Annotated in this window: 16 protein-coding genes and 1 riboswitch; of the genes, 14 read left to right on the forward strand and 2 right to left on the reverse strand. The window is 68.3% G+C overall.

From position 1 onward, the window contains the following. Positions 1-34: 34 nt before the first annotated feature. A complete protein-coding gene (locus CX676_RS19895) occupies positions 35-790 on the reverse strand; it encodes a YbaY family lipoprotein (protein WP_101754542.1) in 756 nt (251 codons plus the stop codon). 234 nt (positions 791-1,024) lie between these two features. Here CX676_RS19895 and CX676_RS19900 point away from each other — a divergent pair, with 234 nt between their 5' ends. From CX676_RS19900 to CX676_RS19935, 8 genes are all read left to right on the forward strand, one after another. After that, a complete protein-coding gene (locus CX676_RS19900; RefSeq protein ID WP_101754543.1) occupies positions 1,025-2,272 on the forward strand; it encodes an ABC transporter substrate-binding protein in 1,248 nt (415 codons plus the stop codon). Next, on the forward strand, positions 2,269-4,230 hold the full coding sequence (locus CX676_RS19905; protein WP_157936013.1) for a sensor histidine kinase: 1,962 nt from the start codon (positions 2,269-2,271) through the stop codon (positions 4,228-4,230). The genes CX676_RS19900 and CX676_RS19905 overlap by 4 nt, the downstream gene beginning before the upstream one ends. Beyond that, a complete protein-coding gene (locus CX676_RS19910; RefSeq protein ID WP_101754545.1) occupies positions 4,220-5,515 on the forward strand; it encodes a sigma-54-dependent transcriptional regulator in 1,296 nt (431 codons plus the stop codon). The genes CX676_RS19905 and CX676_RS19910 overlap by 11 nt, the downstream gene beginning before the upstream one ends. Before the next feature lie 135 nt (positions 5,516-5,650). After that, positions 5,651-6,973: an extracellular solute-binding protein gene (locus CX676_RS19915; protein WP_101754546.1), complete on the forward strand. Its 1,323-nt coding sequence runs from the start codon at positions 5,651-5,653 to the stop codon at positions 6,971-6,973. Between the two features lie 112 nt (positions 6,974-7,085). After that, a complete protein-coding gene (locus CX676_RS19920; RefSeq protein ID WP_101754547.1) occupies positions 7,086-8,837 on the forward strand; it encodes an ABC transporter permease in 1,752 nt (583 codons plus the stop codon). A gap of 21 nt (positions 8,838-8,858) precedes the next feature. Beyond that, the gene (locus tag CX676_RS19925) at positions 8,859-9,923 is read left to right on the forward strand and encodes an ABC transporter ATP-binding protein (RefSeq protein WP_198590380.1); all 1,065 of its coding nucleotides are present in this window, start codon (positions 8,859-8,861) and stop codon (positions 9,921-9,923) included. A gap of 177 nt (positions 9,924-10,100) precedes the next feature. Next, a complete protein-coding gene (locus tag CX676_RS19930; RefSeq protein ID WP_101754549.1) occupies positions 10,101-10,631 on the forward strand; it encodes an SCP2 sterol-binding domain-containing protein in 531 nt (176 codons plus the stop codon). 80 nt (positions 10,632-10,711) lie between these two features. Further along, on the forward strand, positions 10,712-13,492 hold the full coding sequence (locus tag CX676_RS19935) for a non-ribosomal peptide synthetase (RefSeq protein WP_101754550.1): 2,781 nt from the start codon (positions 10,712-10,714) through the stop codon (positions 13,490-13,492). Here the strand turns inward: CX676_RS19935 and CX676_RS19940 are convergent. Then, positions 13,465-14,235 (reverse strand): SDR family NAD(P)-dependent oxidoreductase, encoded by a 771-nt coding sequence (locus CX676_RS19940; protein WP_101754551.1) that lies wholly within the window; start codon positions 14,233-14,235, stop codon positions 13,465-13,467. The genes CX676_RS19935 and CX676_RS19940 overlap by 28 nt on opposite strands. 165 nt (positions 14,236-14,400) lie before the next feature. Here CX676_RS19940 and nadC point away from each other — a divergent pair, with 165 nt between their 5' ends. The 6 genes from nadC (at position 14,401) to CX676_RS19970 (ending at position 21,988) form a co-directional block, all read left to right on the forward strand. Continuing rightward, complete coding sequence (gene nadC / locus CX676_RS19945) at positions 14,401-15,237, forward strand: carboxylating nicotinate-nucleotide diphosphorylase (protein WP_101754552.1); 837 nt, start codon at positions 14,401-14,403, stop codon at positions 15,235-15,237. Positions 15,238-15,268: 31 nt separating this feature from the next. Continuing rightward, positions 15,269-15,494, forward strand: a riboswitch (cobalamin riboswitch). An 85-nt stretch (positions 15,495-15,579) separates the two neighbouring features. Next, entirely contained in the window at positions 15,580-15,945 is a 366-nt protein-coding gene (locus CX676_RS19950) for a DUF1636 family protein (protein ID WP_101754553.1), read from the forward strand. After that, positions 15,938-16,972 carry a cobalamin biosynthesis protein CobW gene (gene cobW / locus CX676_RS19955; protein WP_101754554.1) on the forward strand — a complete coding sequence of 345 codons (1,035 nt, stop codon included), beginning with the start codon at positions 15,938-15,940 and terminating at the stop codon, positions 16,970-16,972. The genes CX676_RS19950 and cobW overlap by 8 nt, the downstream gene beginning before the upstream one ends. A gap of 8 nt (positions 16,973-16,980) precedes the next feature. Continuing rightward, complete coding sequence (cobN, locus tag CX676_RS19960) at positions 16,981-20,226, forward strand: cobaltochelatase subunit CobN (RefSeq protein WP_101754555.1); 3,246 nt, start codon at positions 16,981-16,983, stop codon at positions 20,224-20,226. Continuing rightward, on the forward strand, positions 20,223-21,359 hold the full coding sequence (cobG, locus tag CX676_RS19965; RefSeq protein ID WP_101754556.1) for a precorrin-3B synthase: 1,137 nt from the start codon (positions 20,223-20,225) through the stop codon (positions 21,357-21,359). Before cobN ends, cobG begins: the two co-directional genes overlap by 4 nt. Further along, positions 21,359-21,988: a precorrin-8X methylmutase gene (locus CX676_RS19970; RefSeq protein ID WP_101754557.1), complete on the forward strand. Its 630-nt coding sequence runs from the start codon at positions 21,359-21,361 to the stop codon at positions 21,986-21,988. Before cobG ends, CX676_RS19970 begins: the two co-directional genes overlap by 1 nt. Position 21,989 lies beyond the last annotated feature (1 nt).

Consider the following 21,989-nt stretch of genomic DNA (forward strand, 5'->3'; position numbering starts at 1 on the left):
CGCTCGCCCGCAGCCCGCTGCGGGTCTGGGGTCGTTACTGCGGCGCGAGGCGCATCAGTGCCTTGCCCTCGGCGTCGAGCAGGATCAGCTTGCCCAACTCGTCGATCTGCCAGTTGCGGGTCGCGGCGAGGGCGGCGAAGAATTTTGTCTCCTGATTGCCAAGTGCGGGAACGCAGCCCATGCGCGTCGATGCGATCGGGCCGAAGCTCAGGGCATCGCCCTCGATCACCGCCGTGCCGGTCATCCGGTTGCAGCCGCCGCTGCCGGTGACGGTGCCATCGGCGGCCAGTTCCAAGACGCTCTGGGCATTGTCGATCACCCCGCCGCCGCCGATATCCTCGGCCAGCCAGCGACCGGCGGGCGAGGGGGCAGCGGCTTCGGGACTGGCGGCAACCCGCTCGACCACGATATCGGTGGCATCGGGTTCGGGACCGAAGACCGCGTGACGGCTGGTGTTGATGAAGATCAGCTGACCCTCAACGGTGATCCGCGCCTGCACCGCATAGCTGTGACCCTCGGTCAGATCGGCATCGTCATAGGTGATCTGATAGGGCACCGGCACCTCGTGGCTGGGCGTAAGGGTGGTTTCGCCCAGCAGCGTCGCGGGCGCATCGGCCAGCGACACATCGACCAGCTGCACGGTGATCTCGGCATCAGGCGGCAGGGCCATGCGCTCGCGATAAGTAACGGTGCCGTCCAGCGTGCGCGTCTCGGCCAGCGCCGCGACCGGGGCGGCCAGGGCGGCTGAAAGGGTCGTCCCCAGAAGGATGGTCTTGAAGGACAGGGTCATGGTCGTCTCCGTGCAGATGTCGGGCAGACCCTAGCGGTCTCGCCGGGACAAGCCAGAGGATGCACCAAATGGTGATGAGCGGCGACGCGGCGAAAGCGCCCGGCTGCGCCGGTCCCCCCGGGTGGGGGCCCCGTGTCAGAACTGACCCATTTCGTCGCAGCCCCGGCCTTTCTGTTGCGGCAGGGCGGCATTGGGATCATTTAGGGCAAGAGGCGGCGACGGGGAGGAAGCGGCTTGTCGAAGGTCGATCTCGTGGCCGGTCTCATGGCGCTGCTTCTGGCCGCCGGGGCTGCCGATGCGCGGCAGCTGCGCATCCTGACCTCGATGCCGCCGGCGCTGACCGATCCCTTCATCGCCGGGTTTCGCAAGGCGCATCCCGAGGCCGATCTGCTGGTGCTGAACAAGAACACCAATTCCGGCATCGACGAGATCACCCGCGGCAATGGCCGGGGCTTCGATATCTTCTGGGCCTCCTCGCCCGAGGCTTTCGCGGTGATCGGCCAGCATCAGGGTTTCGACGCGACCGACTGCCCGGCGCTGGAGGGTTCGGGTCATGCCAGTTTCGCGTTGTCGTCCATCGGGTGGGCGAGGCGGGCAGATGCGCAGGTGTTCATGCCGGGCGATTGGGATGACCTGCTCTTGCCCGCCTATCACGGCCGCATCGGCATGGCGTTGCCCTCGCATTCCGGCACCACGCATATGCTGGTCGAGCGGCTGTTGCAGGTGCGTGGCTGGGACGAGGGCTGGGGCTATTTCCTGCGGCTGACCGAGAACCTGTCGACCCTGACCGCGCGCAGTTTCGGCGTCATCGATGGGGTGAAATCGGGGCGCTTCGATATCGGGCTGACCATCGACTTTCTGGCCGGTGTCGAGCCGGAGCTGGACTTTCGCTATGGCAAGCCGGTGATGATCTTCCCCGCGCAGATCGGGCGGCTGGCCCATGCGCTGGAACCGGCACTGGCCTGCGACTTCGTCGGCTTCGTGCTGTCGGACGAGGGCCAGCAACTGCTGATGCAGCCTGGCGTCGGCCGCATCCCGGTCTCGGACCGGCTGCGGACGGAGGCCGGGGCGGCGATCCCCGCGCCGATGCAGGATGCCATCCGTCACCAGTGGCAGACCTATGACGCCGCCCTTGCTGCCGGGCGCTACTGGGCGGTGAATGCGATCTTCGACATCTTCATCTCGGAACAATTGCCGCGCCGGCGCGATCTCTGGGCGCGGTTCAGGGCGCTGAGGGGGCAGGTGCCGGCGGCAGACCTGGCCGCGGTCGAGGCGCTGCTGACCACGCTGCCGGTCACCGAGCATGAGGCCGATCTTGCGGCGCTGAACAGCCAGCCGGGGCGGATCTCGGATCTGATGGCGCTGGCACCGGATCAGGCGGCGGCGCAACAGCGGTGGGCCGCATCGGCATCGTCGAAGCTGGACGCGATCGGGGCGGCACTCTCGGCGCTGGAACGCCGGGCGGCGCGGCGGCAGCCATGAGGCTGATCCCCCGCCTTGGCGTCTGGCAGCGGCTGATGCTGCTGATCGGTGGCACGCTGGCGCTGATGTGGCTGGGGCTGGCCTTGACCAGCGTCACCTTTGCCCGGTTCCAGACCCAATTCTCCGGCCTCGCCGCCTCGCAGGTGCCGCGCATCGCGCTGACCGGCGAGCTGGCCGGGCATTCGGCGCAGCTGGCGGGGTTGACCACGCGGATCATCGGCGGCGAGGGCGAAAGCGCGGCGCAACTGGCGGAACTGGCCGAGGTCGCGGCGCGGCTCACCGCCGCGTTGGCCGATCCGGGGCTGCGCCTGCCGCCGGACAGCCAGATGCCGGGCCGGGTCGCGGCGCTGCAACGCGATCTGGCGGCGCTGCCGCCGCTCTACGGCAGGCGGCAGGATCTGGCGGCGGCCAATGCCCGCGACATCGACGCGCTGCGCTGGCTCAACGTTGACATTCAGGACGAGGTTGATCCGCTGCTCGACGACTATGACTTCAACATCCGCGCGCGGATGCTGGAGCTCGAGGACGAGGATGACGGCATCCTGCGCAGCGCGCTGGTCGATCAGGTCGAGCGTGACCGGCGCCTGCGCGACCAGGTGTTTCAGGTCGGCACCGAGGCCGGGACGGCGGTGACGCTGCTGCTGCAGATCGCCGTCTCGAACGACGCGGCGCAGATCGATCAGCTGGCGGGCCTGGCGTGGGACATGATGGCACGGCTGGGGGAAACCGTCGGCGCGCTGCCGGAGCGGACCGAGTTCCTGACGCTGCGCCAATCCTATGACCGGCTGCGGGCGCTGGCCGATCCGGGCGAGGGGCTGGTCCAGCGGCGGCGCGCGGCGGTGGCGCTGCAGGCGCAGACCTATGCCACCATCCAGTCGGCGCAGGACGGGGTGGCGCGGCTGCAGGACACGCTGGCGGGGCTGGCCGCCGAGGAGAAATCGCAGGTTCTGGCGACCATTGCCAAAACCGCCGAACGCGCGCGCGGCACCATGGCCGGGCTGGTGGCGCTCACCTTGGCGCTGGGGTTGATCGGGCTCGCCATCGTCTCGGGCGTGATGCGCAACCGGATCGTCGCGCCGCTCAGGGCGCTGATGGGGCGGATGCTCGACATTGCCGACAGCGCCGGGACGGCGGTGCCAGCAACGGCGGCCACCGACGAGATCAGCCGCATCCGCGCCGCCGTCGATGAATTCGGCCGCGCCATCACCGCCCGCGATCAGGCCATCGGCAAGCTGAAGGACACGCAGGCCGATCTGGTGCAGGCCGGCAAGATGGCGGCGCTGGGGAACCTCTCCGCCGGGATCAGCCACGAGCTGAACCAGCCGCTCGCCGCCCTGCGCTATCGCACCATGCTGCTGGAGAGTGCGAGTGCCTCGGGCGATGCCGCCGAGGCGCGGCGGCAGCTTGACCGCATTGCCGGGCTGACCGACCGGATGGAGGCGATCATCTCGCATCTGCGCCGCTTCGCCCGCCGCGCCGACAATGCCCGCGCCCCCCTGCGCCTCGGCGAGCCGATCGAGGGCGCGCTGTCGCTGCTGCAGGGCCGGATTGACGAGAGCGGCGTGGCTGTCACGGTCAGCCCGGCGGCCGAGGCGGCGCGCGTCTTGGGCGATCCGATCCTGATCGAGCAGGTGATCATCAACCTGGTCGGCAATGCGCTGGATGCCATTGCCGAGACCGAGGGCGCGGGGCGGATCGCGCTGGACGTGACCGAAACCGTTGGCCTTGTCGATCTGACCGTCCGCGACAATGGCGTGGGTCTGGGCGATCTGTCGCCGGAAGAGGCGGTCAATCCCTTCGTCACCTCGAAAGAGGCCGGGCGCGGCATGGGGCTGGGCCTGTCGATTTCCTACAATATCGCAAAGGACATGGGCGGCAACCTGTGGCTGCAGCCTGCGCCCGACCGGGGCGTGGTGGCGCGGCTCAGGCTGCCGGCGGTGAGACCGGATGACAGCTGAACCGAAAATCTTCGTCGTCGATGACGATGCCGACCTTCTGCCCGCCATGGTCGAGGTGATCGAGGCGGCGGGCCTGCCGGCGCGGGGTTTCGCGCGCGGGCGGGCGATGTTGGCGGAACTGGACCCGGAATGGGAGGGGGTGATCCTCTCGGACATGCGGATGCCCGAACTGTCGGGGCTGGATCTCTTGGCAGAGGCGCGGGCGATGGCGCCGGGCGTGCCCTTTGTGCTGATCACGGCGCATGGTGATGTGCGCAGCGCGGTCGCGGCGATCCAGCGCGGGGCGTTCGATTTCATCGAGAAGCCCGCCCCGCCCGAATACCTGCTGGCCGTCATCCGCCGGGCGCTGGAGACGCGGCGACTGCTGTTGGAAAACCGGCGGCTGAAGGAACGGATCGCGCGGGGGACCGATCTCAGGGCGCGCCTGCTGGGCCGCTCGGTCGCCATGCGGAACTGTCGCCGCGAGCTGGCGGCGGTGGCACCCCTGGAGGTCGATGTGCTGCTTTACGGCGAGCCGGGCACCGGCAAGCAACTGGCGGCGCAGGCGCTGCATGACTTCTCGGGGCGCGACGGCGAGTTCGTCCCGGTCGATGCCGGGGCGCTGACCGAGGCGAATTTCGGCGCGCTGATGCTGGGCGAAGGGGCCGAGGCGCCGGGCGCCATCCCCTCGGCGCGCGGCGGCACGCTGTATCTGGACCGGGTGAACCTGCTGGCCTCGCCCTTGCAGCAGCGGATGCTGGCGCTGATGGAGGCGCGGGCGCCCGGCGAGGGCTTCCGGGTCATCGCCTCGGCCCATGGCAGCATCAATGATCTGCGCCGCGTCGGTGCGATGAGCGATGATCTCTACTACCGCCTCAGCCTCGCCGAGGTGGAACTGCCGCCGCTGCGGAACCGCGAGACCGACATTTACCTGCTGCTGGCGCAATTCCTGCGCGAGGCGGCGCAGCGCCACAATCGCCGCTTTCCCGACCTGACCCAGCAGGAGCTGCGGCCCTATCGCAGCTATCACTGGCCGGGGAACCTGCGCGAGCTGCGCAATGTCGCGGAAAAGCTGGTGATCGGGCTGAAGGTCACGCTGCAACCGCAGGCGCGCGGGGGCGGGGTGGCGGTGGATGATCTGGGCTATGACGATGCGATGCGGGAATTCGAATCATCGTTGCTGCGCGCGGCCCTGCAGAAGACCGGCGGGCGCAAGACCGAGGCGGCCGAGGCCTTGGGCATCCCGAGAAAGCGCCTTTACCTGAGGATGCGGGCCTGCGGGATGCTGCCGCCGGGTCAGGATTGACCCGCGTCGCGTGTCGAAACTGACCCAATTTCTCCTGAATTATCACGATAAATCAAATGCTTGATCCGTAACGGCGGGCTTGGCAACCTGCCCCCAGATCCGCGCCAATGCGGACAACAGGGAGGATTTCCAGAGATGAAGAAACTGCTGACCAGCAGTGTGGCGGCGCTTGGCCTGATGGCAGGCGGGGCGCTGGCCGCCGAAAAGATCGTGGTCGTGACCTCGTTCCCCGAGGAAATGACCGCGGTGATCGAAAAGGCCTTCGAGACCGCGCATCCCGATTACGACATCGAGATCCTGAACAAGAGCACCTCGTCGGGGGTGAAATACATCCAGGAGATCGCCAGCGCCAATACCGCCGACATCTTCTGGGCCTCGGCCCCGGATGCCTTCGAGGTGCTGAAGGGCGACGGCAAGCTGGCCAAGATCGCGCCGAACGCCACCGGCATTCCCGACATGATCGGCAGCTACCCGATGAACGATGCCGATGGCCATTACTACGGCTTTGCCGCCTCGGGTTACGGCATCATGTGGAACACCCGCTATGTCGAGGCCAACGGTCTGGAGCCGGCGAAGGAATGGGCGGATCTCGAGAAGCCCGAATATCACGGCCATGTCGGCATGTCGGCGCCCTCGCGCTCGGGCACCACGCATCTGACGGTGGAAACCGTGTTGCAGGGCGAGGGCTGGGACAAGGGCTGGGCCGACTGGAAATGGATGGGCGGCAATTTCGCCTCGGTGACCGAGCGCAGCTTTGGCGTGCCGGACGGGGTGAACACGGGCAGCTTCGGTTTCGGCATCGTCATCGATTTCTTCGCCTTCTCCTCCAAGGCCTCGGGCTTCCCGGTCGAGTTCGCCTATCCGACGGTGACGGCGCTGGTGCCCGCCAACGTCGGCGTCATCGCCAATGCGCCGAACGAGAAGGGGGCCGTGACCTTCGTCGAATACCTGCTGTCGCCCGAGGGCCAGAAGGTGCTGTTTGACCCGGCGATCATGCGTCTGCCGGTCAATCCCGAGGTCTATGCCGAGGCGCCCGAGGGCCTGCCGAACCCGTTCGAAGACAAGTCGATCGGCGCGGCGGTCAAGTTCGACGTCGATAAGTCGGGCGCGCGCTATTACGTGGTCAGCTCGCTGTTCGACGTGATGATCACCTATCGGCTCGAGGATCTGAAGGCCGCGGTGAAGGCCGTGCAGGAGGCCGAGGCGAAACATGCCGACGGGTCCAATGCCGAGGCCAAGGCGCTGATCGACGAAGCCCGCGCGCTGATCGAGGCCATGCCGATCACCGAGGAGCAGAGCCTTGACCCGGCCTTCAACGCCGCCTTCACCGCCGTCCGCAAGGAAGCCGGCGATGCCGTCGAGGCGCGTCAGGCGGAGATCGAGCAGCAATGGGATGCGATGGTGACCGAAAACTATCGCAAGGCGAAAGACCTGGCCGAGAAGGCCGCCGCCCTCTGATCGGCAGAGCCGCGCCCGCGTGAACCCACCAGACGCGGGCCGGGATCGCCCACCGGACAGGGGCGAGCCATTGCCCCTGTCCTCCTGACATCCTCACATCCGGACAAAATCCATGCCCCAAGACACCCCGCGCCCGGCGGTCGGGACAGGTCTGGCCGATCGCCTGCCCGCGTTCCTGTTTCCCCGGCTCAGCGGCGCTGCGCTGGCCGGCCTTCTCATCGCCATCTTCCTTCTGGGCTTCCTGATCTTCCCGGTCCTGCAGGTGGTTTATGTGGCCTTCATCGACTCGCGCAGCGGCGGGCTGACGCTGCAGAACTTCGCCGATTTCTTCGCCACCAGCCTGTTCCGCGAAAGCTTCGTCAATTCCTTCTATGTCTCGGCCATGTCGGTCGTGGTGGCGACGATCATTGCCCTGCCGCTGGCCTATATCACCACCCGCTTCAACTTCGGCGGCTCGGCCCTGATCCAGAGCCTCGGCTTCATCCCGCTGATCATGCCGCCCTTTGTCGGCGCGGTGGCGATGTCGCTGATCTTTGGTCGCAATGGCACGGTGAACCTCATGCTGCGCGAGCATCTGGGCTTCACCATTCCCTTCATGGAGGGGCTGAACGGGGTGATCCTCGTGCAGTCGATCCATTATTTCCCGTTCATCCTGATCAACCTGTCGGCGTCCTTGCGCAACATCGACCGCTCGATGGAGGAGGCGGCGCAGAACCTTGGCTCCTCGGGGCTGCGGCTGTTCCGCAAGATCGTCTTCCCGCTGGCCATGCCGGGCTATATCGCCGGCGCCGTGCTGGTCTTCATCAAGGTCTTCGACGATCTCGGCACGCCGCTTCTCTTGAACGTCAACAACATGCTGGCGCCGCAGGCCTATCTGCGCATCACCTCGGTCGGCATCAGCGACCCGATGGGCTATGTCATCTCGGTCATCCTCGTGGCCTTCTCGATCCTGTCGCTCTGGGCCTCGTTCCTGGTCATGCGCGGCAAGGATTACGCCACCGTGCAGAAGGGCGGCGGCGGTCTGGCCAAGCGCGATCTGAGCGGGCGCGAGAAGGTCATCGCCTATGGCGCGGTGCTGTTCATCCTCGCCCTCGTGCTGTCGCCGCATCTGGGGCTGCTGCTTCTGTCCTTCAGCACGATCTGGAGCTTTGCGCCGCTGCCCGATGGCTATACCTGGGCGAATTATGTCCGCATGTGGGAAGGCTCGCAGGACTATATCCTGAACACGCTCCTTTACGCCGGCATCGCCGCCCTGGGGGACGTGATCCTCGGCACCGCCATCGCCTATATCGTCATGCGCACCGGCCTGATCGGCCGCAAGGGGCTGGACTACATGGCCACCGCGGCGCTGGCCGTGCCGGGGGTGGTGCTGGGCATCGGCTATCTGCGAACCTTTCAGGGCGTGGATGTGCCCTTCCTCGACAAGCCGCTGGCGCAATGGTGGGTGATCATCGCCATCGCACTGATGATCCGCCGTCTGCCCTATGCGCTGCGTGCCTGCATGGCGGCGCTGCAACAGGTCAGCGTCGCGCTGGAGGAGGCGGCGGAGAGCCTTGGCGCCACCAAGTCGCGGACCATTCGCCGCGTGGTGGTGCCGCTGATGACCGGGGGCATCCTTGCCGGTTTCGTCACCAGCTTCGCCACGGCGGCGGTCGAGCTGTCGGCGACGATCATGCTGGTCTCGTCCGAGGCCGACAGCCCGCTGGCCTATGGCATCTACCTGTTCATGCAGACGCCCTCGGGGCGCGGGGCGGGGGCCGCCCTTGGCATCGTCGCGGTCATCATCGTGGGTCTGGGGACGTTCCTGTCGCAGATCATCATCGAGCGCGACAAGAAACTGAAAACATCCGGTGCCGAGCACTGAGCGCCGAGAGGGAGTCTGACCATGAAAACCGAAATGCTTGGCATCGAGATCGAGAACCTGCACCTGGCCTTTGGCCCGACCAAGGTGCTGACCGGGGTTAACCTCAGCATCAAGCCGGGCGAGTTCTTCGCCTTCCTCGGGCCCTCGGGATCGGGCAAGTCGACGCTGTTGCGCTCGATCGCCGGGTTCGGTCCGCGCCCCAGCGGGGCGATCCGCATCGGTGGCCGCGATGTGCTGGACCTGCCGCCCTGGAAGCGCAACGTGGGCATGGTGTTCCAGTCCTACGCGCTTTGGCCGCATCTCTCGGTGCAGGAAAACGTCGCCTTCGGCCTGCGCGAGCGCAAGCTGCCGGGGGCCGAGATCGCCCGCCGGGTCGAGGAGGCTCTGGACCTCGTGGGCCTGTCGCATCTGGCCGCACGGATGCCGAACCAGCTGTCGGGCGGGCAACAGCAGCGGATCGCGCTGGCGCGAACCGTGGTGATCGAGCCGCAGGTGCTGTTGCTGGACGAGCCGCTGTCGAACCTCGACGCCAGCCTGCGCGTACAGATGCGCCGCGAGTTGCTGGCGCTGCAGCGCAAGCTGGGGCTGACAACGATTTTCGTCACCCACGATCAGGAAGAGGCCAACAGCACCAGCGACCGCATGGCGGTGCTGGACAAAGGCGTGATCCAGCAGATCGGCCGCCCGCAGGAGCTCTATGACCATCCGGCGAACCTGTTTGTCGCGCGTTTCCTTGGCACCGCCAACGTGCTGGAAGGCCGCGTCGAGAAGCGCGGCGAGGCGCTGCGCTTCGTCACCGGCTCGGGCGATGCGCTGCCCTTGCCGATGACCGCGAAGGCCGGGCCGTCCTCGATCGTGCTGAGGCCGCAGAACATCACCATCTCGCCGCTCTGCGGTCCGGACACCATCATCGGGCAGGTGCTGCACAGCGAATTTCTGGGCAGCCAGATCCGCTATATCGTGCAGGCGGCGGGCAGCGATCTGGTGGTGGACAAGAGCCATCACATGAGCGAGCCACCCTTGCCCACGGGCGCCGAGGTGGCGCTGCAGGTGAACATGGACAGCGCTGTGCTGCTGACCGCGTGACGGCGTGCGGATCGGCGCGTCGGGGGGCGCGCGGATGAACAGGCGGCGCGAGGGCGAGACCTTGCGCCGCCCGGGCAGCGCTGCGGCCCGTGGCAGATCGCCGCACGAGGGCGGGTCGATCAGCCCCTTTGATCTGGATCAACGCGGGGCCGGGCGGTTGGGAATAAGGCGCGCCGCATGACCATTGCATCACGGCCCGGCGCGTTCACGCGACGCCTTCCGCCCCCGCCCCTGGCGCCGCAGCTTCTGGGGCTGGCCCTCGGCGCGGTCCTGTCCCGGATCACCGCCCGCCATCCCTCGATCCTTGCGTGCATGGGGGAACAGGCGAAGGCCCGGCTGCTGGTCGATGTGCGTCAGCTGTCGGTGCTGCTGGTCCTGACCCCCGCCACCGGGCAGGTCGAGATCTTCCGGCGCGGCGCGCGCATCGATCATGATGCGGCCATCCGGGGCGATCTGGCGGATTTTCTCGCCCTGCTCCGCCGGGTCGCGCCGGGCGAGACAGCCCTTGCCCCGGACGCGCTGGAGATCGACGGCGATCCGGCGGCGGTGCTGGCCCTCGGCGATGCCATCGATGCGGCGGGGCTGGATCTCGCCGTGGAGCTGGCGGCGATCCCGGGCGAACCCTACCAGGGCTGGCTGCGGCAGGTCTCGGCCTCTCGGCTGCGGCGCTGTGTCCCAACCCTATCGCGGCGCGATTTCGCGCAATGAACGCCCGGCGCACTTGACCTTTGGTCAATTTGCGCGGACGTAACCGCAACCCTTCCCGTCCCACAACCCTGGATTGCCCCATGCAAGACGACCCCCAGTCGGTTCCCGCGGAACTTGCAGAGGCGCTGACCCGCTTTCGCGGCAATTTGGCGCTGTGCGATGCGGAGCTTTCCCTGACCTATGGCGAACTGGCCTCGGTCGTTGCCGCCTGCCAGCCGCATCTGGCCGGGCAGCGCGCGGTCGGGGTCTTCGGCGCGCCCGGGGCGCTGTTCGGGGCGCTGGCGACGGCCTGCGTCATCGACGGGCGGCCCTTCGTGCACCTGGACCCGGCCATGCCGCCTTCGGTGCTGTCGAACATCCTTGACGAGTTGCAGATAAGCCTGATCCTGACCGCCGAGGCGCCGAAGACCGGGCAGTTGCCAGACGCCTGCCGGGTGATCGAGGGGGCCACGCTCTTGGGAGGGCCGGCGGTCGAGCGGATCACGCCGGGACAGGTCGCGCCGCAGGATGCGATCTACCTGGTCGCCACCTCGGGCACGACCGGGCGGCCGAAATGCATCCCGGTCACGCAGGATTCGGCCTTTCTCTCCTATCGCTGGCGCGATGCCTATACGCCCTACGGCGAGGGGATGCGGGTCGGCATCTATATCTTCGCCATCTGGGAAATGTTCCGCCCGCTCAGGAACGGTGCCGAGATGTGGTTTCCGCGCCTCGATGACCTCTTGTCGCCGCAGGCGCTGGCGCGGTTCATCGCCGCCCATGACCTAACCGAGATGCTGTTCACGCCGTCTTTCTTCGGCAAGTTCCTGCAAGGCATTGATGCCGCGACCGGCGCGGCATTGCCGCTCGAACGGGTGATCCTGAATGGCGAGGTGGTCAGCGACCGGTTGGTCGCCGAGGCACGGGCCAAGCTGCCGCAGGCGGTGCTGTGGAACCTCTACAGCATCTGCGAGACACATGACATCTGCATGTCGGAACTGACCGGCGAGGAACCTGCCGGGCAAGGCGTCCGCGTGGGGCGCGCCATGCCGCACCTGCGGGCCATCGTTCTCGATGATCACGACCGACTCTGCCCGCCGGGTATACCGGGTCTGCTGCATTTCGAGGGGCCAAGGATGCTGGGACCGGGCTACGTGAACCGGCCCGAGGAAACCGCCCGCCGCTTCCGCGATCTGGTGATCGAGGGGCAGGCCTTGCGGCTCTATGACACCGGCGACCGGGGCTTTGTCGATGCGGCGGGCGAGATCGTGGTGCTGGGCCGCGACGCGCATATGCTGAAGCTGCGCGGCTACAGCATCCAGACCCGCGAGCTGACCGAGACGCTGGCCGGGCTATTGCGCTTTTCCCACGCGATCCCGTGGGTGCAGCCGGTGGGCGATCACGATCAGGCGCTGGTCTTCTATTTCACAGCCGATGTGGCTGAGGACCGGGCGAACCGGGATCGCTGGGGCATCGAGGCGGGCCAGCAGCGCATTCCGGCACCGCTGGCTTCGGCGCTGCGCGAGGTGTTGCCGGCCTATTGCATCCCGACCTATCTGGTGCGGCTCGACGCCATCCCGATCCATCAGGTTTCGGGCAAATGCGACTACAAGGCGCTGCCCGCGATCGTGGCCGAGCCTGTGGCGAATGCGGGCGATGCGGTTCCCGCCCTCGCCCATGCCGCGCGGCTGTTGCGCTGTCCGGTGGCGGATCTGGACCCCGCCCGCTCGTTCCACGACCATGGCGGCGATTCGCTGATGTGCGTTGACCTGATCCTGTCGCTGGAAGGCGCCTATGGCCGGAATGTCGATTTTGACTGGGCGCTGAACCTGCCGTTGTCGCGCCTGCACGAGCTGCTGTCGGCCGAAGCCACGACGGTCGCCTCGGTCTTCGACCGGTCCGGCATCTTCTTGACCGGCGTTACCGGCTTCCTGGGCCGGCATGTGCTGGCGGCGGCGCTGGAGCGCCTGCCGGCGGACCAGGTGGTCTATTGCCTCGTCCGCCCGAGGAACAACGACCCCGTGCGGCGGCTGGCGGTGATCGCCGAGGCCGTGGGGGCCGCGCCGGAACGGGTGGTGCTGGTGCCGGGGGCGATCGATGACCCGCGCTTCGGGCTGGACGGCGACCATTACGCCGATCTCTCTGCGCAGGTTTCGACGGTCATCCACTGCGCCGCGACGGTGAACCTCGCTGTGGACCGCGCGCAGATGCAGGCCTGGTCGCGCGCGGGCATCGCCCATGTGCTGGACTTCTGCCGCGCGGCGGCGGCGGATCTGCGGTTTTCCTCCTCGACGGCGGTTTTCCCCGAGACCGGCGGCCCCTTCGCGGAAGCCCCGGCCCAGCTCTTTGACGCCTGCACCGGCTACGGCGCGGCCAAGATCGAGGCCGAGGCGCAGATCGCCGTCTCAGGTGTTCCTGCCGCCATTGTCCGATTGCCCTCGCTTTATGATCTCGACGCGGCCAATCCCAAGGATGTCTACGAGATCATCCTTTCCGCCTGCCGCGCGGCGGGGGCCATGCCCGAGGGGCTGGCCTTTCCGATGATCGATGTCCGGGCGGCGGCGCGGTTCCTGACCCGGATCACCTCCGGCGAGGGGGCGGCGTATTACAACCTGACGGCGGATCAGCCGGTCACAGGGGACATGCCGGGCTATGACCGCCTGACCGCCGGGGACTGGCTGAAGCGGGTGGACCTGCCCGAGGGGCTGTCAAAACTGCTGACCGGCGATCCGCAGACGTTGCGCGTCGATGCCCGCTATGACAACGCGGCGGCCAAGGCCGCATGGCGACAGGCCGGCCTCGGCCCGTTCAGCGCACTCTCCGACGGCACCGCGCTGCTGTCGCGGCGTCTCAACTACCAGGGCGAGCCGGCATTGACCTGATAATCGGCCATGGTCATCGCGCGGCCGGCATCGCTGACCAGAAACGCCACCAGCTCGGCGATCTCGCCGGGCTGGACCAGCTTGCCCTGCGGGTTCGAGGCCTCGTATTTCGCCCTGACCTCGGCATAGGGCGCGCCCTCGGCCACCTCGGCATCGATATAGGATTGCAGCATCTCGGTCTCGACCCAGGTCGGGCTGATGCTGTTACAGGTGATCCCCAGCGCCGCCCCCTCCAGCGCGACACAGCGGCCCAGACCCAGAAGCCCGGCCTTGGAGGCGCAATAGGCGGCGTTGTTCGCCATGCCGGTATGCGCGGCGGTCGAGGCGATGTTGACGATCCGGCCCCATTTCTGCGCGGTCATCGACGGCAGCACGGCGCGGATCATCTTGAAGGTGCCGGTCAGGTTGGTGTCCAGCGTGTCGTCCCAGATGCGGTCGGGATGGTCCATCACCGCCGCTTCCTCATAGACACCCGCCGCATTCACCAGGATGTCGACGCGGCCATGCCGGCCCAGAACCTCGCCCACGAAACCCGCGCAACTGTCGCTGTCGCGCACATCCAACCCGCGCACCGCAAAGCGATCACCAAACCGCGCCTTCACCGGATCGGTCAGCTCGGCCAGATCGCCGCGCCGCGCCCCGACATGAACCTGCGCGCCCCCCTCCAACAGCCGCAGCGCCACGGCGCGGCCGATGCCGGTCAGACCGCCGGTCACGATCGCGATTTTCGGGGTGGTGTTCATGGGACCGCTCTGCCGCTGATTGTTGCCGTCGCTGTCTTTGCGCGGCCCTAGTTGCATGAACCGCCCCCAAGGTCCAGATCACCGGGCGGTATCGGGCAATTGCGCCGGACGGGACTTCGTGCCACTTCCCATGCTGGCGCGCGGCTTGCGGGAAGGGGAAACGGCATGCTTTTCGATATGCGGAAGCTGGACCAGCTGATCCAGCTGTGGCTCGACGAGGATTGCAACCATTACGACCTGACCGCCAAGATCATGGTCGATGACGCCGCCCGCGCCAGCTTCGGGCTGAATGCGCGCGAGGACATCATCCTGTCGGGCCTGCCGATGGTCGAGCGGGTGTTCCGCACGCTTGACCCCGATTGCCGTTTCGAGGCGAGCTGCAGGGATGGCGACCGGATCGCCGCCGGCACGACCTTCGCCACGGTCACCGGCCATGCGCAGTCCTTGCTGACCGCCGAGCGGGTGGCGCTGAACCTGATGCAGCGGATGAGCGGAATCGCCGGCCTGACCGCCGACTATGTGCGGGCGATCGAGGGCACCGGGGCGGTGCTGGTCGATACCCGCAAGACCACGCCGGGCCTTCGGATGCTGGAAAAATACGCCGTCACCTGCGGCGGCGGGCGCAACCACCGTCTGGGTCTGGATAACGGCATCATGCTGAAGGACAACCACATCGCGGTGGCCGGCTCGATCTCGGCGGCTGTGGCCCGCGCCAAGGCCCATGCCCCGATCCTGACCAAGATCGAGGTCGAATGCGACCGGCTCGAGCAGGTCAGGGAGGCGCTGGAGGCCGGGGCCGATGTGATCATGCTGGACAATATGAGCAATGATGACATGCGCGCGGCGGTCACATGGGTCGCCGGACGGGTGCCGCTGGAATGCTCGGGCGGCGTGCGGCTCGACACGATCCGGGCCAAGGCCGAGACCGGAGTGGACATCATCTCGGTCGGGCGGATCACCCAATCGGCGGCCTGTGTCGATATCGGGCTGGACGAGCTGTGACGCGCCCTTGACAGAACCCCGTCCAGCCGCGATGGAGGGCCTGTGCGCTGGTGTCTGTCCTCGGGCAGGCGAAAAGGGAATGTGAAGGGTGTTTCGGTCCGTCGGGCCGGGGACCTCAAGCAGCCGCCCCCGCGACCGTGACCGGAAAGGTCTGCCCATTGCCACTGGCCGCAAGGACCGGGAAGGCGGGCAGGGCGCCGGGGCCGAAAGCCCCGATATCCGCAAGCCGGGAGACCTGCCAGCGCCAGACTGAAACGCGCGGACGGGGTGTGCCGCGACCTTCGGATCAGAGGGCCCGCCCCTCGCCGTTGGCCAGCCCCGTTCGTCCTGATGAGGGTTGGCATGGCCGCAATTCTTCACGTCTGCATGACCTGCCGCGCAGGCCAGCCGGTGCCCGAGGGCAGCGAGCCGCCGGGCCGGTTGCTGCATGACGCCCTGACCGCCGGACCCGCACCCGAGGGCGTCATCATCCGCCCGGTCGAATGCCTCTCGGCCTGCGACCACGGCTGCAACATCGCCATCACCAAGCCCGGCGGCTGGTCCTATGTCTATGGCCGGCTGACGCTGGAGGACGTGCCCGAGATCCTGCGCGGCGCCGCGCTTTACGCGGTCGCGCCCGAGGGCATCGTGCCCTGGCGCGAACGTCCCGTCATCTTCCGCAAGCAGAGCCTTGCCCGCATACCCCCGATGGAGTCCCCGAATGACTGACCTGACCAAGATCCCCGTCACCGTGATCACCGGCTTCCTCGGCTCGGGCAAGACCACGCTGATCCGCCACCTGATGCAGAACCCGCAGGGTAAGCGGCTGGCGGTGCTGGTGAACGAATTCGGCACCGTCGGCGTCGATGGCGATATCCTGAAATCCTGCGCCGATGCGAATTGCCCGGTCGAGAACATCGTCGAGCTGGCCAATGGCTGCATCTGCTGCACCGTCGCCGATGACTTCATCCCGACGATCGAGGCGCTGCTGGCCCGGCCCGAACGCCCCGACCATATCCTGATCGAAACCTCGGGTCTGGCGCTGCCGAAGCCCTTGCTGAAAGCCTTCGACTGGCCGGCGATCCGCTCCAAGATCACCGTCGACGGCGTGGTGGCGCTGGCCGATGCCGAGGCCGTGGCGGCGGGACGCTTTGCTCCGGACGTGGCCGCCGTCGATGCGCAGCGCGCGGCCGATGACAGCATCGATCACGAGACGCCGCTGTCGGAAGTGTTCGAGGACCAGATCGCCTGCGCCGATATCGTGCTGCTGACCAAGGCCGACCTTGCCGGCGAGGCGGGACTGACCGCCGCCCGCGAGGTGATCACCGCCGAGGCGCCACGCCCGCTGCCGATGCTGGCCGTCACCGATGGCGCGCTGGACCCGCGGCTGATCCTTGGCCTGAATGCCGCCGCCGAGGATGATCTGGCCGCCCGCCCAAGCCATCACGACGGCGCCGACGATCACGAGCATGATGATTTCGATTCTGTGGTCATCGACCTGCCCGAGGTGGACAGCGTCGAGGATCTGGTCGCACGGGTGCAGCAACTGGCGCGCGAGCAGAACATCCTGCGGGTCAAGGGTTACCTAGCGGTCACCGGCAAGCCCATGCGCCTGCTGCTGCAGGCCGTGGGCGAGCGGGTGCGCCATCAGTTCGACCGGCCTTGGGGGGCAACGCCCCGCGTGTCGCAACTGGTGGTGATCGCCGAGCATCACCACATCAATGAGGCCGCGATCCGCGCCACTTTGGGGGCCTGACGCGCGCCATGCATGTCGTCTTCCGCGAAAGTCACGGGCTGGATCAGGCGGAAACGCCCTTCGATCCGGGGCAGGACCCGGCGGATCTGGTGGTGCTCTCCTTCTCGGACAGCGACCTTGGCGCCTTCGCGGCGGGCTGGCATCGGGCCGGGGGCAAGCTGCCCTCGCTGCGCCTGCAGAACATCGTTGCGCTGAAACATCCGGTTTCGGTCGATACCTATGTCGAGCGCACGCTGTCGGGCGCGAAAGCCATCCTGATCCGGCTGATCGGCGGCGAGGCCTATTGGCCCTATGGCATCGCCTCGATCCGCGATCTGGCTTGGCGCAAGGGGCTGGCCCTGGCGGTGCTGCCGGCGGACGGGCGGCCTGATCCGGCGCTGGATGCGGCTTCGACCGTGCCGGTCTCGGTGCTGCGGCGGCTGGCGCAGCTTTGCGATGCGGGCGGGGCAGTGGCTGCACAGGCGGCGCTGGCGCAGCTGTGTCTTGCGGCAGGGATTTATGCCGGGCCGGTGCCGGGAGACAAAAGGGTGCCGGATTTCGGCTTCTATGACCCGGATCGCGGCGTGGTGGCGGCGCCCGAGTTGGACGACCGCCCGCTGGTGCTGGTCAGCTTCTACCGCAGCTACCTGACCGCCGCCGATACCGGCCCGGTCGATGCGCTGATCCATGCGCTGCGCGCGGCGGGGTTCGCGGCGCTTGGGGTCTTTGCGCCCTCGCTGAAGGCGCCGGGTTTCGCCGATTGGCTGAGACCGCTGCTGCAGGACCGGCAACCCGCGGCGATCGTCAATGTCACCGCCTTCTCGGCCAAAGGCGATGACGGGGCCGGTCCGTTCGACGCCTGCGATTGCCCGGTGTTTCAGCTGGCCCTCTCCACCGCCCGGCGGCGCGACTGGCTCACGTCGGATCGCGGGTTGTCGCCCGCCGATCTGGCCATGCATGTCGTCCTGCCCGAGGTCGACGGCCGGCTGTTTGCCGGGGTTGCCTCGTTCAAGTCGCCCGGCCGCCGTGATCCCGATCTGCAATTCTCGCGCTTTGCCCATCGCGCGGATGGGGAGCGCATCGCCGCCATCGTGGCAAAGGTGTCGGCATGGCGCCGCCTCGCCACGACCCCGCCCGTTGACAGGCAGCTTGCCGTGGTGATCTCGACCTATCCCGGCCGCCCGCACCAGATCGCCCATGCCGTCGGGCTGGACGCGCTGGCCTCGACCGAGGCGTTGCTCTCGAACCTTGGCGCCGAGGGGTATGACACCGCCGCAGGCGAGGGGCTGGCGCAGGCACTGCTCGCTGAAACCCTCGACTGGCCGCTCTCCGATTACCGCGCGGCCCTGCAAACCCTGCCGGAAGTCCTGCGCGCGCAACTGCACGAGGCATGGGGCGAACCCGAAGACGATCTGGCTTGCGACGGCAAAAACTTCCGCTTTGCCGCCCTGCGTCGCGGCAAGGTTCTGGTGGCGTTGCAGCCCGAGCGGGGCGACAGTCGGACGCGGGACGACGATTATCACGACCTCGCCCGCGTGCCGCGTCACGCCTATGTCGCCTTCTACCTGTGGCTCCGCTCGCAGCAGCTTCACGCGCTGGTGCATATGGGCGCGCATGGCACGCTGGAATGGTTGCCGGGGAAATCGGTGGCGCTGTCGGAGGGCTGCTGGCCCGAGGCGCTGATCGGCGCGCTGCCGGTGATCTATCCCTTCATCGTCAATGATCCGGGCGAGGCGGCGCAGGCCAAGCGGCGCATCGGCGCGCTGACCCTTGGCCATCTGCCCCCGCCGCTGAAAGCCGCGAGCCTGCCCGAGGGCATGGCCGGGCTGGAGCGGTTGCTGGACGAATATTCCACTGCCGATGGGCTTGACCCGGCGCGGCGCGACCGGCTGATCGCCGGCATCCGCGACGAGGCCCGCGCGCTGGGGGTCGAGGAGGATCTGGGCATTCCGCCCGGTGCCGGCGCGGCCGAGGCAATCACCCGCATCGACCGTTTCGTCTGCGACATCAAGGAAAGCCAGTATGGCGAGGGGCTGCATGTCCTTGGCCGGGGCGCCTGCGGGTCCGAGGAACGGGCGGGGATGCTGGCCGCGCTTGCCGGTCGGCGGGTGGCGCCGGGACCGTCCGGCTCGCCCGCGCGCGGGCGGGCGGATGTGCTGCCGACCGGGCGCAACCTCTTCGCCGTCGATCCGCGCGCCGTGCCAAGCCGCGCCGCCCATGCGCAGGGGGTGAAGCTGGCCGAGGAACTGCTGCGCAAGCATCTGCAGGACCATGGAGACTGGCCGCGCGGGCTGGTCGTCGATCTGTGGGGTTCGGCCACGATGCGCACGGCTGGCGAGGAATTCGCCATGGCGCTGCATCTCGCCGGCCTCGCGCCGCTGTGGGATGCTGGGTCGGGGCGCGTGAGCGGGGTCGAGGTGCTGCCGCTTGCCATGCTGAACCGCCCCCGGATCGACGTGACGCTGCGGGTCTCGGGGCTTTTCCGCGATGTGTTTCCGGGGCTTGCGGGGCTGTTTGAAACCGGCGCCGCAGCCTTGGCCGGGCGCGAGGAACCGGCCAGCGAAAACCCTTATCGCGCCGCCGCGCCCCGGGTCTTCGGCCCGCGACCGGGCCTTTACGGGCTGGGGATGGGGGCTGCCTTGGAAGATTTTTCCAACGAAGCGCGGGCAGCGGCGGGCGAGGCTTGGCTGAACGCCTCTGCTTGGGCCATCGGCGCAGATGGCCAGTCGCAGGAGAACCGGGACGCACTGGAAGACCGGCTCAGGCAGGCCGACAGTTTCGTTCATGCGCAGGACCTGCCGGAAAGCGACCTGCTGCTCGCCGCCGACTACGCCGCGCATGAGGCGGGCTTTGCCGCCGCGCTGGCCCGGCTCGGCGCCGAGGCCCCGGCACTCTATCACCTCGACGCGACGCAGCCCGACCGGCCCCGCGCCCGGACGCTCGGTGAGGAAATCGCCCGCGTGGTCCGCGCCCGCGCCGCCAATCCCGCATGGGCCGATGGCATGGTCGCCCATGGCTTTCGCGGCGCCGCCGAGATCACCGCCACCGCCGAGCATCTGGCCGCCTTCGCCCACCTGGCCGGCGTGGTGCCGCCGCATCTCTTCGACCTGACCCATCAGGCGACCTTGGGGCGCGACGAGATCCGCGACTTCATGGCGCGCGAGAACCCGGCGGCCTTGGCCGCGCTCGAGGACCTGTTCCGGCGACTGGCCGAGGCCGGGCTGTGGGTCACCCGGCGCAACTCGATCGCCGCGACGCTGGGGGCGGGGGGATGAGCGGGTTCCAGGTGCAAGGCTGGTGCCCCGGCGCGCTGCGCCCGATGCTGTCGGGCGACGGGCTGGTGGTGCGGCTGCGGCCCCGGCTGGGGCGATTGAACCGCGCGCAGGCCGAGGGGCTGGCTGCGGCGGCGGTCAAGCATGGCAACGGGCTGATGGACCTGACCGCACGCGGCAACCTGCAACTGCGCGGTGTCCGCGAGGAAAACCACGCCCCCCTGATCGCCGAATTGCAGGCGCTGGGGTTGGTCGATGCCGATCTGCAGACCGAGGCCCGGCGCAATCTTTTGGTCACCCACTTCGCCGATGCCGAAACCGAGGCACTGGCGCTGGCCGTGACCGGCGCGCTGGCCGCTGGCCCGGACCTGCCCGGCAAGTTCGGCTTTGTCATCGATAGCGGCCCCGCGCCGGTGCTTTCGGCCACGGCGGGCGATATCCGGCTGGAACGGGACGAGACGGGCGGGCTGATCCTGCGTGCCGACGGGGCGGAACGGGGTGCGCCGGTCAGCGAAGGTGACGCGCCGGAGGCCGCCGTTGCCCTTGCCCGCTGGTTCCTCGCCGCCGGTGGGGTCCGAGACGGAAGGGGCCGCATGGCCGCGCTGATCGCGCGCGGTATCCATCCCGAGGGCACGCTGACCGGGACGACCCGTCCCGCCCCCGCGCTGCCTCCACCCGGTCCGGGTCTCGCCCCGCAAGGCGCGTTGGTGGCGCTCGAGTTCGGGCAGGTCGGGGCCGGGACACTGGCCGCGCTTGCCATCCTCGGCCCGCTGCGCCTGACTCCATGGCGGATGCTGCTGATCGAGGGTGTGCACCATCTGCCCGACCTGCCGGGCTTGATCCTTACGCCGAATGATCCGCGTTTGCGCGTCACCGCCTGCACCGGCGCCCCCGGCTGCCGTCAGGGCCATCGCCCGGTGCGCCATCTCGCGCGGGCGCTGGCGGCGGATGTGCCGCCGGGGCGCGTCCTGCATGTCTCGGGCTGCGCCAAGGGCTGCGCCCATCCGGGGGTGGCCGATCTGACCCTGATTGCCACGGCTGCGGGATTTGATCTGGTGCGGAACGGCCGGGCGCAGGATAAGGCCGGGCAGCAGCTGCCTGCCGATGGGCCGATTGATCTGAAAGGACTGTTCTGATGCGTCACAGCTATGAAACCGACGGCGCGAAGATCTATGAACAATCCTTCGCCACCATCCGGGCCGAGGCCGATCTGGCCGGCTTCACCCCCGAAGAGGAGGTGGTCGCCGTCCGCATGATCCACGCCGCCGGCATGGTCGGGCTGGAGCGGCATATCCGCTTTACCCCCGACATGGCGATTGTCGCCCGTCAGGCGCTGGAGGCCGGCGCGCCGATCCTTTGCGATGCGCGCATGGTCAGCGAGGGCATCACCCGCGCGCGCCTGCCGGCGAATAACGCGGTGATCTGCACCCTGCATGTCGCCGGCGTGCCGGAAATGGCGCAGGCGATGGGCAATACCCGCTCGGCCGCGGCAGTCGAGCTGTGGCGGCCGCATCTCGACGGCGCCATCGTCGCCATCGGCAATGCGCCGACCGCGCTCTTTCACCTGCTGAACATGCTGGAAGACCCGGCCTGCCCGCGCCCGGCGGCGATCATCGGCTGCCCGGTGGGCTTCATCGGCGCGGCGGAATCGAAGGCCGCGCTGATGGCCGATCCGCCGGTTCCCGCGCTGATCGTCGAGGGGCGGCTGGGGGGCTCGGCCATCACCGTCGCCGCCGTCAACGCGCTGGCCAGCCGAAAGGAATGAG

This window comes from Paracoccus zhejiangensis, from assembly GCF_002847445.1.
Lineage (GTDB): Bacteria > Pseudomonadota > Alphaproteobacteria > Rhodobacterales > Rhodobacteraceae > Paracoccus > Paracoccus zhejiangensis.

Coding starts and splice junctions, on each gene's coding strand:
- CX676_RS19940 (WP_101754551.1), bottom strand. CDS start 14,235: ATGAACACCACCCCGAAAATCGCGATCGTGACCGGCGGTCTGACCGGC.
- CX676_RS19950 (WP_101754553.1), top strand. CDS start 15,580: ATGGCCGCAATTCTTCACGTCTGCATGACCTGCCGCGCAGGCCAGCCG.
- CX676_RS19930 (WP_101754549.1), top strand. CDS start 10,101: ATGACCATTGCATCACGGCCCGGCGCGTTCACGCGACGCCTTCCGCCC.
- cobN (WP_101754555.1), top strand. CDS start 16,981: ATGCATGTCGTCTTCCGCGAAAGTCACGGGCTGGATCAGGCGGAAACG.
- CX676_RS19970 (WP_101754557.1), top strand. CDS start 21,359: ATGCGTCACAGCTATGAAACCGACGGCGCGAAGATCTATGAACAATCC.
- CX676_RS19910 (WP_101754545.1), top strand. CDS start 4,220: ATGACAGCTGAACCGAAAATCTTCGTCGTCGATGACGATGCCGACCTT.
- CX676_RS19905 (WP_157936013.1), top strand. CDS start 2,269: ATGAGGCTGATCCCCCGCCTTGGCGTCTGGCAGCGGCTGATGCTGCTG.
- cobW (WP_101754554.1), top strand. CDS start 15,938: ATGACTGACCTGACCAAGATCCCCGTCACCGTGATCACCGGCTTCCTC.
- nadC (WP_101754552.1), top strand. CDS start 14,401: ATGCTTTTCGATATGCGGAAGCTGGACCAGCTGATCCAGCTGTGGCTC.
- CX676_RS19920 (WP_101754547.1), top strand. CDS start 7,086: ATGCCCCAAGACACCCCGCGCCCGGCGGTCGGGACAGGTCTGGCCGAT.
- cobG (WP_101754556.1), top strand. CDS start 20,223: ATGAGCGGGTTCCAGGTGCAAGGCTGGTGCCCCGGCGCGCTGCGCCCG.
- CX676_RS19935 (WP_101754550.1), top strand. CDS start 10,712: ATGCAAGACGACCCCCAGTCGGTTCCCGCGGAACTTGCAGAGGCGCTG.
- CX676_RS19895 (WP_101754542.1), bottom strand. CDS start 790: ATGACCCTGTCCTTCAAGACCATCCTTCTGGGGACGACCCTTTCAGCC.
- CX676_RS19915 (WP_101754546.1), top strand. CDS start 5,651: ATGAAGAAACTGCTGACCAGCAGTGTGGCGGCGCTTGGCCTGATGGCA.
- CX676_RS19925 (WP_198590380.1), top strand. CDS start 8,859: ATGAAAACCGAAATGCTTGGCATCGAGATCGAGAACCTGCACCTGGCC.